This is a genomic window from Vibrio tubiashii (genome assembly GCF_028551255.1).
Classification (GTDB): domain Bacteria; phylum Pseudomonadota; class Gammaproteobacteria; order Enterobacterales; family Vibrionaceae; genus Vibrio; species Vibrio tubiashii_B.
The window spans coordinates 236,050-253,100 of record NZ_CP117031.1 but is presented as its reverse complement, the minus strand read 5'-3'; the positions used below and the strand labels follow the sequence as shown (position 1 = coordinate 253,100).

Genomic DNA, 17,051 nt, shown 5'->3' with positions numbered 1-17,051 from the left:
TGATGGGGCATTAGGCGCCACTGCGCTCCACTCTGAGCAAGATACAGGGAGTCGCTCTCATCCCTCCCTGTTGCCAACGACCATTACACAGTTGGATTGGTTTTCGCCTTGGCCACGTGGGCTTTAATGTAATCAGAAATCGTCGTCACATCGACCCCATCATCGCGGTTGGTGCCTTCAAGATGGGACTTACTGAAGGCCGTCGTCGTACCGGATGAATACAGTTCATCGAGCAACTTGACCATTTCTGGCTCTTCGTGCTTTCTTATCCACGCTTCGCCATTATTGCGGGGCCTTTGCGTATAAGGATCGCTCCCGCTATTTGCCCCTAAATAAGCATTGGTGCACTGAGCAAAGTACTCCTTTTCATCAAACGCCGCGTAGCAATCCTGAAGTTCATAGTGGCTGGTGTACATCAGATGACTCCCATCGGGGTTTGTGGCGTACGCGTGACGATTGGTTACCCACACCCAGTATTGTTTGGGGGTAGGTAAGCGGGTGAGGTTTCTTCTTGGGCCATCAACCCATTCTTGGCTAAATAAGACATCCAACGTGTGCTGCGCGGGCACAAACAGGGGATCATCGATGAGAATACGGGTATTCGCCGAATCGATTCGGACTTTCTTCTTATTGTCAAAGCTACGCGTGATCGCTTGTTTTTGAGCCAACGTAGTCGCATCACTCAAGTGAAGACTGTGCGCAAACTCATGCGAACTCGTTGAATATTGGCTCGCGTAACACCCACCGCCGATGGTTTTTAGTTTTGCATCCACATCGGTACCCAGTAGGTTTTCTTCGGTGATCGCGACATACATCTTCGCGCCGATCAGCAGCCCCCCAACCCCTCGTGTCGAATCCCAACCTCGGCTCACACTGCTGCTTTGCTGGGCAATTCCAACCCCTTTGAGGGAAGCAAATTCGGGTAAGTCGGTCATCGGCCTATCCGCGGGTACCACGACGACTTCGATCCCGGTCGATTCGAACCGTTTTGCCAGTTCACTATTTTTGCCTAACATCGCCGTTAAGATCCGGATGGCTTCAATATAGCAGGCTTTCTTTTTGCTCGGATCCAACACACTGTCTACCTTCAAGCACGACTTAGCGCTTAAAAAGCCTAACTGTTCAGTATTGAAAGCATTTTTATCGTGGCCTAACTTAATGGCTTGTTCGATGGTCTTATCGAGCATCTCTTGATGAAAAGCAGCCCTCGCTTTCAGTGTTCGGGGATCTTGACCACCAGGGGCAACGTTCAGTTGCGTGGTACTGCTTTCATACAAGTCGGTGATGGCTTTCCTTTGATTCAGCGCTGACGGGGGGATTTTGTACAGCTCAGCCCTTTTTTTGCTGATTTGCTCACGCAGTGCCTCAATGCCTTGACGGCGCGCTGACAGCTTTTTGCCTTTTTCTGGCTTTGATGCCGTCAAAGGATGCGCATCGAGCCAGGCTTGGCAAGCTTTGTCGATGGCATAGAGATGGGGCAACAAAGCTTCATCGTCACTACTGACATGCGCTTTTTCGAGTAACTTATCAATCTCTGTTAACAACCCTTTACGACGACCAAAAATGGATTTTGATCTCGAATTCGCCTTAAACGTACCGCTCGTCCATATTCCGTTTATCATCAATTTACCTTAACCGAAATAACCATCTCAGCGAATGGAGGAACCATTCACTCCCTAATCTGAACCTAGGTCTCTTAAAAAACACAAAGGGGAAACCTGACTATGCATGCGGCTCTCCAGCGGTCTGCGGATCGATGACGCCTGATGGACACCCAACCCTTTTTGGGCCTTCCCCAGCATCCTGTACCCTGAGTACAACTTGCCTCACGAAAGCGAACGCGTACTGCCCCAGCGTTGCATAACACGTCTATACAGAGAGGTGTACATTGGCAACGAACCGAGGCGTACGATCAATCCCCATCGCTGATCGCGCTTCGACCGAATCGTCACGCAACTGGGGTTGTGCTGTTTAGTCTGCTCGACCCTGCGACCACGCCTTCAAGCGCAGTAAGACGGGCAGTGTCATCAGGGTTGTCAGCGCAATATCCAGCCACGAATGGTAGCCCTGATATAGCATCAGTCCTCCATACATGAACAGAGAAAGCAGGATCCCTCTCTTGACCCAGTCATGACTCAATACGAGTGTCGTCACAAACACCAAAGCCAAAGCCGTATGCGTACTGTAATCCAGACCGACGGCGGCATAGGCCCCGGTGTAGTTATCAGCAAACATCAGAGCGTAAATATACCCAACGCCCAGTAACGTGCTGACCGCATCCCACTGCGCGGCTTTGAGCCGCCCACATACCGCTTGTATTAAGACCCAACTTAAGGTCAACACACCCAGGAGGGGGACATACGCATCGGCGATCGCATCCCACTGTTCATAACTTAAATTGATAACGCCTCCTTTCCGTAGGCCGGTTTGTCGACGATCCTACGCGCATACACGCTGAGATGGGTTCAACGCTCAAATTGGGTGGCGTGCCAGCCACATCGAGAGTGATTGGTTGACTAATTCCGGAGAAGATAACATAAACCAGTGTCCACCAGGCATCGCTTCGGCCCCACCTTTTTGCTTCTCGGTCACCTCATTTATCCAGGATTGAGAGTGAAACCAGACCTGTTTGTCTTGGCCATAGAGGAACAAAAACGCGGTCGCGTAGTCATCGACGGGCACCGGCTCGGGCTTCGTATTGAGTAAAATCGAACGCCATAGCTGCCAATAAGGGTAAGTCATACGAGCATCAAAGCGAAAGTCTGCTGAAGGTTTATTCGGATCGACATTAACCAAACCTAAAATCTCATTGGCGGTGTAAGCCACCAGCTTCTCTCCGAGAGGTTCGGGCAGAAGCCAAGCCAACGCCAAAGCTGCGGTATACTTCATATTGATCTCTGGATAGGCTTCGTTGCCAAAACTTCCGACGTCCAACAAGACCAGTCGGTCAACAAGGGGGTTAGACGCAAGGTATTGGGACGCGTACACGGCCCCCCAGTCGTGCGCGATCACCGTCACCTTATCTTTATTGAGGCTCTCAATATAGGCATCGATAATCCGACGCATTTGGACCAGAGTATACTGGGGTCTTGCCCCCGGGTCCTGAAGCTCAAAGCCAGGCAAAGTGATCCGGGCAACCGTGTGATCACGTTTAAAAAACGCCACTTGTTTGTCCCACATTTCTAAGCTGTCAGGATAGCCATGGATAAAGACCAACGTGTCGTCACCATCCCCCTCCACTTGAGCTTGTAAGCCGTTTACGATGACTGGCAATCTCGTTTCAAATTCGGCCTCAGACATCGGCCCGTTCGCCATACCTTGAACCAATAGGACGATCACAGGTGACAAGATAAGCAACGCGATCAGCATTATGATTTTTATGGTCTTACGCATGGATATCCTCTGTTTACTGTCAGGGGCGCACTGCCCTAACCCTGTCTCTTCTGACCACAAGCACGCAATGCAAAGGCCTAGCCTACCCCAGCTGTGCCGAGTCAACAAACCTGAGCACTCTTTGCCGGGTAAAAATGTCCTAAAAGCCCAGCAAATATCTCCCACACACCTACTAACAATTTAGTCAATAAAAAGACTATGATGACTCAGCCTGCATACTGCGGCCCAAAAAAGGATCCCTTATGAAATCGGCCATGATCGGATTGGTCCTGCTCGCTAGCTTGGTGACCAAGTCACTTCACGCCACGCCTCTACTCTCGAGCAACCTTGGTTCGGCATCGACTTGCGCGCTGCCGATCCACTTAAAGAGTGCGCACGTTCAAGCGACAAAGCTCACGCGATGCCAGCCGCGCCCAGTGACGTTGCAAGCGCTGCAGCGATGGCTGAAATTCGGTCAGGCGGCGCGAACCGTGATGGACCTGCTCCATCACGTCTTGATTTGGCATGTCTTGATGGAGCCAACACACACCGACCATGAGCGATGTTTGGCGGGACTGCATTGGGTGGGCAACCTAACGAATGCTTGGTCCACCGCAAGCTGGAAAGGCGTACTGACAAGCGGAACTGAGCGCGCATCTCACGATGAGACCATCGCTTGCCATCCCCTCCCATTCGCACCGACCCAACGACGCGATGGCCCGTTTAGGGAACATCTCACCCCTCTTCGCGGTTAATCAGATTGGCCTGACCAAAGGAGGCGCTTCTTACTCATAGGTCAACTCCGAGACAACGGCGTGGTGATCCGACAGATCCACACGAGACCCCGTTGAGGTCATCGGCACGACCCAGGAGAGCTGAGAGACCGGGTTTAACGCCCCTTTAAACGGTACGATAAAATCATACTGCTTCTGGACTGAACGTCCCTCTTCATCAAACACATAATAATTGCTGTGGCCATCGGCACTGTACCGAAGCGCACTTAAAAACGTCGTGAAGCCGAAATCTGCATTCAGCGTCGCCGCCGTACGGCTGATCTCGTGGCTTTCGACATTAAAATCCCCAGCAAACAGGATCGGTGCATCCGATGGGAGTGAATCCGCCATGCGGCGCATTGCTTGAAACTGCTGATGGCGCGCATTCTCGTTGGCTTGACCAGGCGCAGACTGAGTGTGGCTGCCGATGATGTAGTAGTCCTGCTGCTGATCCCCAACCGTTTTGGTAAACTTCACTTTTAAGTAGCCCTTATCCATGGTGCATTCACTGGCATCACACTCTCCGGCATCGGCACCAAACTCATAATGCACTTCATCGCTCGCAGGATATCGTTCAATAGGGTCCGACTTGCGCGCCTCTCGCTTGGTGCCAACCGACAAACTGTTTGGGTAACGACTCATCACAATCACTCCGCCGGTTTCCGACAACCCAAGCGGACCGTCGACCAACGGCGTTCCATTCAACAAGTGGGTCCGGTCTCGAAAAGGTTTGTCCGGACCACAACATAAGAATTCTTCCACGGCTAGCTGCTCTGCATCAGGGGTACAACTCGCCTGAGACGCCAACTCCGACAGCACCACCACATCGACATTTTGAAACAGACGGGCTTTGTTATCGCTGATGGCCTGTGTTCGCTGACAGTAATCTTGCTTACCAGCGATGCCAGGACCAATCAGCAGAAAGGTGTTCCAGGTCATAAGATTAATCTTTTTGGGATCCTCGCGGTGGTCGGCCAAACGGAGTCCACCCGGCCCAGACGAGGCATCGAGAACCGAGAACATCGCGTCCCATTTGGATCGCGAGGCATCGTATTCGTCGTCCACCCCCATGACATAGGGCGTGCCATTAAAATAAAGGGTTGCCGTATCGTGACCATCGACCCAAGGGCTGGGCGCTGACACACCGTATTCAAAATCATTGACGACCCCTGCTCGGATGTCGGCGCTGATATAAACGCCATACTGCCGCGCCCCGTCAATGTCTATCTCACCACGAAATTTGACGGTATCGTAATTGAAGACCCCCCATCCATCATCATCAATGCCCGCAACGATCTTCAACTCGCCGGGTTTAAGCGTGAGTACGCCCTGTGCCCAATCATGACTGAGCCAGTAATCATCATTGATATCGGCGCTATTGGCATACGGTTTCCAGCTCAACAACTTAATGGTCTGTTGCGTGTCGTTTTTCAACCACACACAAAAAGGTTTGTCTTCCCAGTCTTCGCTGAGGTAATCCGGACAGTCACTGCCCGCGGCCATCGACGGCATGGCCGTCACCATCAGCCACAACAGGACAATCCCGTTTAAAATCGTTCTGGTTAATTGCATTGTTTCCCCCTCGGTTAAGATATAAAAAACAGTACAACGCATTAATTACATGCCTATGTAAAATTAATGACACGAGTATTCACCATACTAAAAATTATCGTTATTGATATATTATTGAACTCAGAAAATGTGTATTTCCACTGAATTTAGTCACAAGATCACAGATCAATAAATTATCATTGTTCAGTTTATCAACAACATAAATAAAGGAAAAGAAAAATAATAATGAAGAAATCTAAACAATCTGACCCCAACTTTAATCACTCGTGATTAAAGATGGGGCAAAACGAATATTAACGCCGTCCTAAACACCCCACACACATGACCCAAAACCCAACAAACATCGAGAGTCATATAATTCAAGCCCCTTCCTTTGAAAGCAATAAAATATCACGACCACCCATCCACTATCTAGACGACACCGACGATATCGGGCGGGTTTCTCTCGTTGGATAAACTTGACGCTCACAAGGGCAATGACAGGTTGGAGGGTTACGTCCACGCACTTCCCCCAATGGGGCTCTCAGTTGCGACCAACGGAAACCGCCGTGCCCTAAGTCATGATCCATCCTGCGAACAGAATCAGGGATCTCTCTGAAAGATCGCTCACTCTCCCTTTAAAACTCGTCCAAAAAACCACCAAGACTGGTATTAAGGACTTATTTGTTGGTCATTAAGGACATGGGCTTTTTTTTATGAGATCTGTTCTACATTAAATATCTTTTAGAATTAATTTAACAATGCCTCGCAGGTATGTTTCATTATTATTAAAACAAAAACCCCAGACCAAACACGATTGTAACAATTTATACCCTCTTGGTTATAAGCTCACTATTTTATATTCAACAACACAGTAAGGCAGGTATTAATTTCTTATTATAAATAATCTAATTATATTTAATTTTATCAATTTAACCATGACACTTGATATACATTCAAGTCTCTCACTAACAACAAATCTATTGATATTTATTGTCACATGAACATTCTTTGAAATTATCACCCGTGCTTCATCATGAGTTGGCTAGGTTTTAATGTCGAGAATGAGTCTGTAATAGTCAAACGGATACGCTAAAGGAAAACAATGAAAAAACAGTTGATTGCCGTCCTCGTTTCATCGCTCATGGGTGGAGAAGCCCTAAGCGTGGCGCATGCCTCACCCGCCCCGGTTGTGACCATCAGCACGGCAGAGGCGATCGCCCAATTCACTTATTCACCACGCGAATTTTTAAACCAGTACACCGTGGATGTGATTGAGTTAATCAAAAATGGCGGCCTACCGACCCAAGGGCAAGTCCGGCTAGAAACCGCCCCACAAGGATTCAAACTTCGGTATGCGGATGCCCCTGCTGCGGATACGACATCAGCGTACTTCCTCGGTTTTAATGGCCGAACGAACCCTATCCCTGCTTATGTCGATGTCCCTAAACACGTGGCTGAAGGCACTTTGTTGCTGACCGGTTCGCTGACCGGCTGTTCTGTGATTGTCACGGATCTTAACGACACCCATTATCGCGTCTTCCATGATGGTCGGGTCGGCAGCTCCGTTTTGTATGACAATGTGGTCATGGCCGTTGACTACGCTGACTATCAAGGACAAGGCGTATCAGATGAAGTTGCCGGTGCCTACATGATATTCAAAGACGGCCAATGGCAATTGATGCTCCAACGTCAAGAGCAAATACCCCACCCTGACAATCCCTTGCTGACCACCTGGGTCAAGCGTAAAGGTGCGACAGGGGAAGTGCGGATTCAGCGCCCTAACGCCATCGATGACCAAGCCAGAGTAGAGGCTTTTCGTCAGGAAAGAACCCTGGCTCAGGGACGTTTACTTACAGACGCAAAGGCCTTAGGACTGTCTGTTGAACCCTTACCTCAAGATCAGGATTACCAAACCGGCAGTTCCTTAAAGGTCGATGAAAACCCGGCCTTAGCCCAATGGCAAGATCTCAGAAATGCGCTGAAACAAAAAACCGATGAAGAGCTTGCCCCTTTGCTTGAGCGTAAGTCCGTACTGTTCGCCAAGCTAAGAAAAGCGACCGGTGAACGAAAGCAACATCTACAAGCACAAATCGATGCCATTAATGCGACCAAAGCGTTTTATCAACAGAGCTATCTCGATGGCATTGATAAAAGCATAGACATGGATCGTTTGTGGCTATGGTTAGAGAAAAAAGACCGTGAAGGCGTCTCGTCCGTAATTGCGATCGATGCCCATCTCAAGGCCAGTCCGAATCAACGTTTGGTGGATCAATATAATACGCAAAAGCAAGCCCTAGAAAGCCTAAAAGGGCAACGAGGGGACGATTACCTGTTCGGTAAATCGAACAGCCAAGATATTGAAGTGCCAGGCTATCATCAGGGCATGAAAGCCCTCGATATGATTCGACTGATGTTTGATGACAGTCACCAGTTAACCTTTAAGCAAAAAGGCGCATTGGTGGCCCATATCAAGCAGCAGTTCCAACAGGAAACTATGCGTTTCGCGTTGGACAAAAGTGCCGAAGTCAGTCGCTACATGACCGCTCAAGGCGCGTTTGTTACCCAGCTTGTGCCACAAGACTTTGTTTTGCTCGGTCGGCCGGGACGCTGTTTGCCACTCTCCCGTGTGATGGCCACCGCGATCGCACAAAAAGGGGAGCTTGGTGCGAACCAGTTTGCCTCTGTATTGTTCGATGCCGCTGCCCACCCAGACTCCCAAATCGCGACCAATGTGTATACCACTGTCGGCCAATTGCACTCCAATACAGACGCGGGGCTTGCGGAGACAGACGCAGGGCGCCTGAGCATCAAGGGGATTGTCTCAAACTTGGAAAAGGAGTCCCTGACCAATGGCAGCAGCAAATTCATGCTGATGAATACTCACGCGCACAGCATGTTAGTGGGGAAAAGACAATTCGAGGGCAAGAGCCGTTACTTCTTCTACGATCCCAACTTTGCGGTATTCCGATTTGACAGCTCAAAAGCCTTACAAGCCTCTTTAAAAGAACACCTGATCAAAAACAAATTTGCGCGTTTTTATGATGCCTATGGCAATGTAAGCCAGCCAACCTTCGACATGCGGTCACTGGACACTGCCAAAATGGCCGAAGTACGTTTAAGCACCGGACTGAGCGTCCAAGATCTGGCGAGCCCAAGTGACCGAGTCGCGAACCTGGCAACGGCGGACCATGCCGCTCGTTTGGCGCAAGCCAGCGACAGCCTATCCACGGATTTGCAACTCAAATCCGCACTGAGTGTCTTACAGGGCGCCAATTTGGCTCAGGACTTCTTTGCGGCCGCGCAAGACGTATACCGCCGTCATCGCTTAGATCACGCTTGGGTACCCGTGTTTGAGAACATCGAAAAGACACCCAGCGGTCAGTATCGAATTCCGTTAATACATCGCGAAGACAACCGTGAAATCAGCGTGTTAACGTCAGACGAAAGAGTTTGGAAATTCAAACATTATTACGAAGATGCATTGGGTCGATTGAAAAAGAGCTACAACTTTAGCCACGGAGAGCTCACCCGTCATGCGAGCATTACGGATGTCGAGCATGTAGACGGCTTGAATGCCGCGTTTGCGGTCCAGGCGATTCTTTCTTGGTTTAATAACCACAGCCGCACGGCCGCAGCGGGTGACCCCCTGCCCCAAGGATTAAACACCGCGTTGCAGGTCCACACCTACATTAACTTAGCTCAAATCGCGCACGGCACCGTGATGGACGCCAGTAAGATTGTCGGTTTGTATCGTGCCGCTCTACAGGAAGGGCAAAGCGTGACAAGCTCGACGTTGTCTGCAGTAGGGCACGTTGCAAATGAAGGGATCGGTCTTGGACTAGGCTTTGCTTCCGTGGTGTTGGACTCCTATGAGTTGGCGCATGCACAAAATGAGGTACAAAAAGCGGTATTTGGTACTCAGTTGGCCTTTGACTCAGCGTCTTTTGTGACCACCTCAGCGGGCATCGGGGCAGGCCTTGCGGGTGCGGGCACCGCCAGTGCCGTACTGGGGGGCGCGGGCGTGATCCTGGGCGGACTCGCGGTTGGTTTTACCGCTCTGGCACAGGCGTTTGGTGAAGTCGCAGAGGATGCCAAAGCCGTCGGTCGTTACTTCGCCGCGGTCGACTCCGCGTATCACAGCGGGGGGTATGCGCTGGTGGATAAAACTCTCGATGATGGCAGCCGTTACCACGCGCTTGAGCCCAAAGATGGGGCAGTGATCAGCCAAATAGACCTTCAAACGGGTCAAGTGCATTTTGATAGTCAATACATCTACCGTACCCATCATGGCAGCACGGGATCGGGGGCGATTAACTACTTTTTCTGGGCCGGTGATTTCCCTAGGATGATCAGAGACAAATCCCAAGCGATCAATGTTAGAGCCGGCATTGGCTACAACGAGACGACAAACATTAACGCCAGTGATAGGGCTTTGATTTTGCCTGCCACACCAAAGTCGTACATTAGCTATCAATATCAGATCTTACCTGGGTCCACCACACGTCATGATTCCGGTTTTAGTGTGATTCGTCGTCTCGAAGAGGATCGTCGATTCGATTATGACTTTTACATTTTTCCTTCGGAATACACGATACGTAAGATCACACAAGAATATGTCCATACCAATATCAACGTGAATCTGGATGCGCAAAATCGCCAAATTCTGATGCGTAAATTGGGCAAAGAGCTGAGTGGTAAATTGCACTATGCCTTTAACGGCAAAGGGGGGGAATACCATATCAGTCTGCAATCGGGGGCCAGCCTTTCTTTGCAAGTGACGTCTCGTAGAGACCGAAGTACGCGCTGGATCCTTGATGCACGCCAGTTGTCATCCGATCACCTTGAAGTCACGCGTGATCACCTCAATATCGGTGGCGTCAGAGTCAACCTACCCGGATTGTCCTGGGGGAGCATTGCGGTGATCAACAAACATAACGAAGTGCTCGTTGTTGACCCAGAAAACAGCCGCTACCAAATCACGTCGGAAGATGCCTCTTCTTGGCAGAATGCTGAACAATTACACCAGCATATCCAGTCTGAAGTGGCCAAGCACCACCTCGACAGCGCTTTTGTGGCTGTTGAAAACTTTGTGCCTCAAGATCAGGACCACTCTGTTGGCCTGGCCTACTATCAAGTTGATCAGCAGCGGTTTATTTATACGCCGTCGCCCGCTCACAGTGACTTCCTAAGCGATGCCAAGCTCGTGGCTCAGACGGGGGATCTTGCGTGGTTTAACAAAGACAACCAAGTGTGGCTAGTGAACATCGCCGAGTCGCGTATTGTGGCTCAGTATCGCGCCTTCGGTTGGGACTACGCTCATGGCAAAGCGACCAGCCGGGTGTGGCAGGAAAATCAGCGCCTCTACTGGTCGATCGAGCAGCAAACCAACGCTGGTCATCCGGCTAAATGGACCTATGTACTGGACGAAAACAGCATGAAGTTGGTCGATGTGAACGGCGACCTTCAGTTGTTAGATAACCTCATGGCCGACACGGCGCCGAATCGAGTCACGACGAACTATTTCTTCCAGTCATTCCAAGCCGGTGTCGGGGGGGAAGTTGACCTGAGAGCAGATCGATGGATAGAGGCAAGCCTAAGCGACGTCATTTCCGTGTCAGCGAATAAGCAAGGGCAGAAACACAGGTACTGGGTCCTCGCAGAGCAGAGGGGCGACCTAGGCGTGATCCACGCCAATCTCAACACTCAGCCTGACGATCTGATCCTTGCTTTGGTGCAAAACAAGGGGGAAACCGATCAACGCTACTTCTTCTATTCCCACAGCCAACAGCGTTTGTATTACCAAGCAAGTAACCGATCCCAGGCTCGCTCGGTGTCTTTACCGGAATTCAGTGGCGGTTTACGTAACGTCTTAAATAACCAACACCAACTCTTTGCCATCGCCAACGATCAAACCTTATGGCTAGCAGACCAAACGCCAAGACTGGCTGGTGTGACGTCTCATTGGCTACAGAACCACCGTCAACAGGTCCTGCCACAATTGAAGGCCTTAAGTGAAAAAGCCTCTGCGAAACTTGCCCAACTGGTGCTGCTCGGTATGACAGATAGCCAAGGCGAAACGGTGAACCTGTGGTACGACAATCAGTCCGCGACGTTGATCAGAGCGGGCAGCAACCTCAATGGTCAGCACTTGAATTTTCTGGGGCTAACGTCAGATCAACAATGGGCTTGGTTGTACAATCACGACGATGCCAGCCTGTATCGTCAGGCCGTCGTAAACGATGATCTCATATTGGACGACAAGCTCGTGTTACAAGGTGAAGTGGCTGACGCGGAGCAATTTTCGACGCTGGCGGGGGAATTGACCCACGCGGCTTGGCAGGGGCAATCTCTGCAACTGTCCACCCGTGACGGCCTTGTGGTCGAGTTAAGCGCAAACGCGGGCCCTATGGACAAACCGATACTCAGAGCGGTCACTATGGAATGGCAAACTCATCACCAATATCGCCACCAAGCCATTGATGCGCTTGAAAGCGAGTATCAATTGCCTAAGCAGGTCCGTCTTCTAGGCTCAGTACCGAGCTGGTATTTGCATGAATCTGGACGTACCGTCACGGCGCCGGGGCTGGATGTCCATCATAACCTGACTTATTTAGGGCAAAGTGTTGACGGCGGCGACTATGTGTTTGATGTCGATGCACAGACGCTGTATCAGCAACATCTCACGGATCACTCCCCATTAGGGCACTTCTCGATGGCACTCACGGAAGGGGGAACCCATTTAGTCTTGCAAGGCAGCGAAGGCAGCAAGATCCAGACTCTGCCTAAAATCAAAGGGGTGCGTTCTTTGTTGTGGAGTGGCAATAGCCGCGACTATCACTATAGCTTGGACGAGAACGACCTTGCTCACTACCAGCAGGTGTTGATTCAAAGCCACAGAGTGGGTGAGACACTGAAATTAGCCCTAGAGAACCCCAATGCATTGTTGTTGCAACGACGAGGGGACGATCTGGCCCTATACGATCCAGGCTCTCAAACCAGTATTCTGATCCAACACGTTGATACGGCTGCACTGACCAATAAAATGAAGCTGAGTACGTCGTTGGGTGAGAAATACTTGTATAAAATCCTGTCGCAAGTGGACCGCCTTTCAGCCACACCGAGTGAGATCATCCCTTATGGACAGTTGAACTAAAGCGGCCATCTCGCGCCACCATTCTGGTGGGTTTAACGAGGCAGTCAGCCCTGCGGTTCGCTGCCTCAATTGAGCGCTCGTCATCGAGCGCTTTTTTTCTGCCGCTCACTCGTGGGCCTGCCTCGGCAAGACACCCCCCCCCTCGGCAAGACACCCCCCCCCCCCTCAGTCACACTTGTGTTCCCGATTTCCCAAGGTAGTATAAGTGACATCGTGCCCTCTGATAGTGGGCTTTCCTCACCGAAACGAAGAGACCTCCTTTGAGTGACCCATTGACTGTCGTCATCATTGAAGACGAACCCGCGATTGCAGACACCTTAATCCATGTCTTAGAAATGGACGGTTACCCGGTTCAGTGGTTTGCGACCGCTGAACAAGGTTTGGCGTATTTACGTCAACACCCTGTGGCGTTGCTCGTCTTAGACGTTGGGTTGCCCGATGGCAACGGATTTGAGCTGTGCAAAACCATCCGAGACTTTTCTGCGGTACCCATTATTTTCTTAACCGCGCGCAATGAGGAGATAGATCGCGTGGTCGGCTTAGAAATCGGGGCTGACGACTACGTAACCAAACCCTTCAGCCCACGAGAGATGCTGGCCAGAATCAAGCTCCGAATCAAAGCACGAACGGCCTTTCCTCAGTCCGAATCAACGCAATCTTCATCGGATCAGGCCCTCGTTGCGCAGCACTTTGACTACTGCGTGAATGCACAACCATTGGGGCTCACCGCGGTTGAATTTAAGATCTTGCGTCAACTCCTCTCCCACTCAGATCAGGTTTTCAGTCGCGAGCAATTGATGGTCGCCGCGGATATGACGCCGGACGCGGTGTATGAGCGCAACATTGATTCGCATATCAAGGCCATTCGTCACAAACTCAAACCGTATGCGATGGCAGAGCGGATCGTGACCAAACGGGGGTTTGGTTACTTCTACAACGGGCAAAGTGAATGATGCGACGCTGGCCAAGGATCCCGCTAGGGCTGAGACTGTTTGCGCTCTATTTCATTTTGGTCGGGATCACCGCGTACACCGTCAGCCAAACGGTGATCCAAGAACTCAAACCCACCGTCCGTCAAACCACCGAAGAGACGTTGGTGGATATGGCCAACTTGTTGGCGGTACTGGCGGAAGAGGACGTCGCCAATCACCAATTGTCACAAAGTCGATTTGCGGCTCTACTCCGCGCTTACGGTCAACGTGAACCTCAAGCTCGCATTTGGGAAATTGGTAAGAAAGCCATCAATCATCGTATCTACATTACCGATCAGCATGGCATCGTGATCGCTGACTCGTGGCAACAAGATATTGGTCAGGATTACTCGCAATGGAACGACGTTTACCTAACCTTGCGCGGCCAGTATGGCGCACGCAGTACCATCGAAGATCCCAATGACCCCTCTTCCACGGTCATGCACGTTGCCGCGCCAATCTATTCAGATGGCCAGATCATTGGCAGTGTCACCGTGGCTAAGTCCAATCGTTCGGTTCAGCCCTTCATCGACTTGTCCAAGCGCAATGTTTGGTTTTGGCTAGTGTGGATGAGTGGCCTTGTTTTGGTCGCAGGTGCGTTGTTCGCTTGGCGTATTCACACCGCTTTGCATAAACTCGAAGACTACGCGACCAAAATGGGCCAGGGGGACAAGATCCCGAAACCCACCTTTCGAGTCTTTTATGAATACGGCACGCTGAGTGATGCCTTGGAGACAATGCGCAATCAACTCGATGGCAAGCAGTACGTTGAAGACTATGTACAGACGCTGACTCACGAACTGAAAAGCCCGTTGTCGGCCATTAAGGGCGCCAGTGAGATCTTACAGACCTCGCTTGACGGTGACAGGGTCACCCGCTTTGCCCGCAACATTGAACGCGAAAGCGAACGAATGCAGTCCCTCATCGACAAGTTATTGGAGCTGGCTCGCCTTGAAAAGCAACCCGCGTTGGAGAGCGTCGAGTCAATCGCTTTGCGAGACATGGTGGTTAACGTCACGGCCTCCGCAGACGCTCGGTTAAGTCATCTTGCGGTTCGTTGCGACTGCCTCATCTCACCCGACGACACCTGTCTTGGTGATCCGTTTTTGCTTCAGCAAGCGCTGTTTAACTTGATGGACAACGCCCTCGACTTTGTTGCCCCACAGGGCGAGATTGTATGGCAAGCCCAGCGAAGCCCGGGACAGCTTGCGCTGTCTATTTTCAATAGTGGCCCACCTATCCCGGCTTACGCCCTGCCTCGCCTCACCGAACGCTTTTATTCACTCGCGCGCAGCAATGGGGTCAAAAGCACCGGATTGGGCCTGAATTTTGTCGAACAAGTGATGAAGCTCCATCAAGGAACGCTGACAATCAGCAATGTAGAGCACGGGGTCAAAGTCACTCTCACAATGCCAACTCCATAAAAACTCCACATTCGCTCCATTCTGTCTCCATATCCCTGAGGTAACGTGGTGTCTTCAGCTAAGGAGAAGATACGATGAAACACATCCTCAACCACCCGCTCGGCCTCAAATTCGCATTGGTGCTGTTGCTGTTCCTACTACTGCAAATCCCGCTGTCGATGGTCAGCGGCCTGATTTCCGAGCGTACCCTACGTCAAGACACCGTGCGCAGTGATATCGCCCGTAGCAGCAGCGGCCCGCAGCGTATTATTGGGCCTTTTATCCACATCACTTATACTGAGAGCCGTTTTCACAATGAGACTCTGCACGTCACCGAGCGCCAACACGTTTTATTGCCCGATACCTTTAATCTCGGCGCTGAGCTCGACAGTTTTGAGAAATACCGCGGTATCTATCGTGCGCGTCTGTATCATGCTCAGACCCGTTTGACCGGCCACTTTGACCTGTCGGAGCTTGACGCGTTGCGAGGCCATGATATCAACGACATTCGATTAGTGGTCGGTATAGAAGACAGTCGAGGCTTGATGACGCTGGGCGATATGCGTGTCGCCAACCATGCGATAGAGGTCTTCCCTGGGACTGGGCTCAGCGCCATCTCACAAGGCTTTCATCAGCCTCTGGATCTCGCACAGCTCGATACCCACCAACCCCTGACGTTCGACCTCCAGTTTCTGTTACAAGGAATGGGGAAACTTCAGGTCGCACCGATTGGTGACCAATCCCGTGTTGAGCTGCGTTCATCTTGGCCCCATCCCAGTTTCATTGGCGATTATCTGCCTGTCACCGCCCAAGTGGCAGAGTCGGGGTTTGAGGCTCAGTGGCAGAGCAATAATTTCTCAACCAACATGGCTCAATTGCTGCGCAACTGCCTTACCGGTGACCACCAATGTTACGAACTGGAGCAACGACAGATGGGCGTCGACTTGATCGATCCGGTCGACCACTACCTCAAATCTCACCGCGCGACGAACTATTCATTACTGGTGATCACGTTAGTCTTTGCCAGTTTCTTTCTGCTCGAGCTGTTTCAAGCTCGTCCCGTGCATCCGGTGCAATACGGCTTTGTCGGCCTCGCACTTGCGTTGTTCTACTTGCTGCTCATCTCGATGAGTGAGCACCTTGGCTTTAACTGGGCCTATGGGCTATCGGCGTTGGCCTCCACAAGCTTACTGAGTGTCTATGTCACGGGGATGTTGCAGCGCCGTGCGCATGGCGTGATATTCGGTGGGGGGTTATTGCTTTTGTATGGCCTGCTGTTTGGGCTGTTGCAAGCGGAAAGTTACGCGCTGCTGATGGGCACACTGCTGTGCTTTACCATCTTGAGTTTCGTCATGATCCTCACCCGTCATATTGACTGGTATCGTCGTCACCCTGCCCGCCCTCACTCGGACGTTGACCATGAGCGAAGCTAACTCAACGCCCCCGGTGGAGGTTGACTGGCGCCCTCTCTGGCGCTGGTCACCGCAATACGCCATCAGAAGTCTGGCGTGCTTGTTGCTTTTGTGGCTCATCGCATGGGGTCTGCGAGATCCAGTGATTCGCCCAACCGTTGGCGATGCACTTGTGGTGATCTGGCTCTACACCACATTGGCTGCCGTCTTGGCGCTCTCCCCTAAGAGACTTGCCCTGATCGCGGTAACGGTCGCTTATCTGGTGGAGTTGGGGCAGTGGTATCAGTTGGCCACATTACTCAATCTGGGATCGGCCTGGTCGTGGGTCATCGGAACCACATTCGATTGGCTTGATATTGTGGCGTACAGCATAGGAGGCGTGATCGCATGGCAGCAAGACGCGAGATAGGCAT

The 17,051-nt window shown here is 51.2% G+C and carries 10 protein-coding genes; 6 read left to right on the top strand and 4 right to left on the bottom strand.

The genetic code is table 11. The features are described from left to right. Positions 1-83: 83 nt before the first annotated feature. The 3 genes from LYZ37_RS24105 to LYZ37_RS24095 all read right to left on the bottom strand — a co-directional run bounded on the left by LYZ37_RS24105 (position 84) and on the right by LYZ37_RS24095 (position 3,393). Positions 84-1,622, bottom strand: coding sequence for a peptidoglycan-binding protein (locus LYZ37_RS24105; protein WP_272788466.1), 1,539 nt, complete (start codon positions 1,620-1,622; stop codon positions 84-86). 349 nt (positions 1,623-1,971) lie between these two features. Beyond that, positions 1,972-2,235 carry a hypothetical protein gene (locus LYZ37_RS24100; protein WP_272788465.1) on the bottom strand — a complete coding sequence of 88 codons (264 nt, stop codon included), beginning with the start codon at positions 2,233-2,235 and terminating at the stop codon, positions 1,972-1,974. Between the two features lie 237 nt (positions 2,236-2,472). Next, positions 2,473-3,393 (bottom strand): alpha/beta fold hydrolase, encoded by a 921-nt coding sequence (locus LYZ37_RS24095; protein WP_272788464.1) that lies wholly within the window; start codon positions 3,391-3,393, stop codon positions 2,473-2,475. A gap of 470 nt (positions 3,394-3,863) precedes the next feature. Here LYZ37_RS24095 and LYZ37_RS24090 point away from each other — a divergent pair, with 470 nt between their 5' ends. Further along, positions 3,864-4,127: a hypothetical protein gene (locus LYZ37_RS24090; protein WP_239827530.1), complete on the top strand. Its 264-nt coding sequence runs from the start codon at positions 3,864-3,866 to the stop codon at positions 4,125-4,127. A gap of 30 nt (positions 4,128-4,157) precedes the next feature. Here the strand turns inward: LYZ37_RS24090 and LYZ37_RS24085 are convergent, their stop codons facing one another. After that, positions 4,158-5,717 (bottom strand): endonuclease/exonuclease/phosphatase family protein, encoded by a 1,560-nt coding sequence (locus LYZ37_RS24085; RefSeq protein WP_272788463.1) that lies wholly within the window; start codon positions 5,715-5,717, stop codon positions 4,158-4,160. A 1,084-nt stretch (positions 5,718-6,801) separates the two neighbouring features. On the opposite strand from LYZ37_RS24085, the gene LYZ37_RS24080 reads away from it, so the two are divergent. The 5 genes from LYZ37_RS24080 (at position 6,802) to LYZ37_RS24060 (ending at position 17,047) form a co-directional block, all read left to right on the top strand. Continuing rightward, complete coding sequence (locus LYZ37_RS24080) at positions 6,802-12,852, top strand: TcdA/TcdB pore-forming domain-containing protein (protein ID WP_272788462.1); 6,051 nt, start codon at positions 6,802-6,804, stop codon at positions 12,850-12,852. 260 nt (positions 12,853-13,112) lie between these two features. Next, the gene (locus tag LYZ37_RS24075) at positions 13,113-13,805 is read left to right on the top strand and encodes a response regulator (RefSeq protein WP_272788461.1); all 693 of its coding nucleotides are present in this window, start codon (positions 13,113-13,115) and stop codon (positions 13,803-13,805) included. Continuing rightward, on the top strand, positions 13,805-15,247 hold the full coding sequence (gene creC, locus LYZ37_RS24070) for a two-component system sensor histidine kinase CreC (protein ID WP_272788564.1): 1,443 nt from the start codon (positions 13,805-13,807) through the stop codon (positions 15,245-15,247). Before LYZ37_RS24075 ends, creC begins: the two co-directional genes overlap by 1 nt. A gap of 74 nt (positions 15,248-15,321) precedes the next feature. After that, positions 15,322-16,659: a cell envelope integrity protein CreD gene (gene creD / locus LYZ37_RS24065; protein WP_272788460.1), complete on the top strand. Its 1,338-nt coding sequence runs from the start codon at positions 15,322-15,324 to the stop codon at positions 16,657-16,659. Next, positions 16,646-17,047 carry a ribosomal maturation YjgA family protein gene (locus tag LYZ37_RS24060; protein WP_272250238.1) on the top strand — a complete coding sequence of 134 codons (402 nt, stop codon included), beginning with the start codon at positions 16,646-16,648 and terminating at the stop codon, positions 17,045-17,047. The genes creD and LYZ37_RS24060 overlap by 14 nt, the downstream gene beginning before the upstream one ends. The last annotated feature ends 4 nt before the right edge of the window (positions 17,048-17,051 follow it).

Excerpts from the sequence above, each read along its gene's own strand:
- LYZ37_RS24105 (WP_272788466.1), bottom strand. The coding sequence starts at position 1,622 with ATGATAAACGGAATATGGACGAGCGGTACGTTTAAGGCGAATTCGAGA.
- LYZ37_RS24100 (WP_272788465.1), bottom strand. The coding sequence starts at position 2,235 with ATGTTTGCTGATAACTACACCGGGGCCTATGCCGCCGTCGGTCTGGAT.
- LYZ37_RS24095 (WP_272788464.1), bottom strand. The coding sequence starts at position 3,393 with ATGCGTAAGACCATAAAAATCATAATGCTGATCGCGTTGCTTATCTTG.
- LYZ37_RS24085 (WP_272788463.1), bottom strand. The coding sequence starts at position 5,717 with ATGCAATTAACCAGAACGATTTTAAACGGGATTGTCCTGTTGTGGCTG.
- LYZ37_RS24080 (WP_272788462.1), top strand. The coding sequence starts at position 6,802 with ATGAAAAAACAGTTGATTGCCGTCCTCGTTTCATCGCTCATGGGTGGA.
- creC (WP_272788564.1), top strand. The coding sequence starts at position 13,805 with ATGCGACGCTGGCCAAGGATCCCGCTAGGGCTGAGACTGTTTGCGCTC.
- creD (WP_272788460.1), top strand. The coding sequence starts at position 15,322 with ATGAAACACATCCTCAACCACCCGCTCGGCCTCAAATTCGCATTGGTG.
- LYZ37_RS24060 (WP_272250238.1), top strand. The coding sequence starts at position 16,646 with ATGAGCGAAGCTAACTCAACGCCCCCGGTGGAGGTTGACTGGCGCCCT.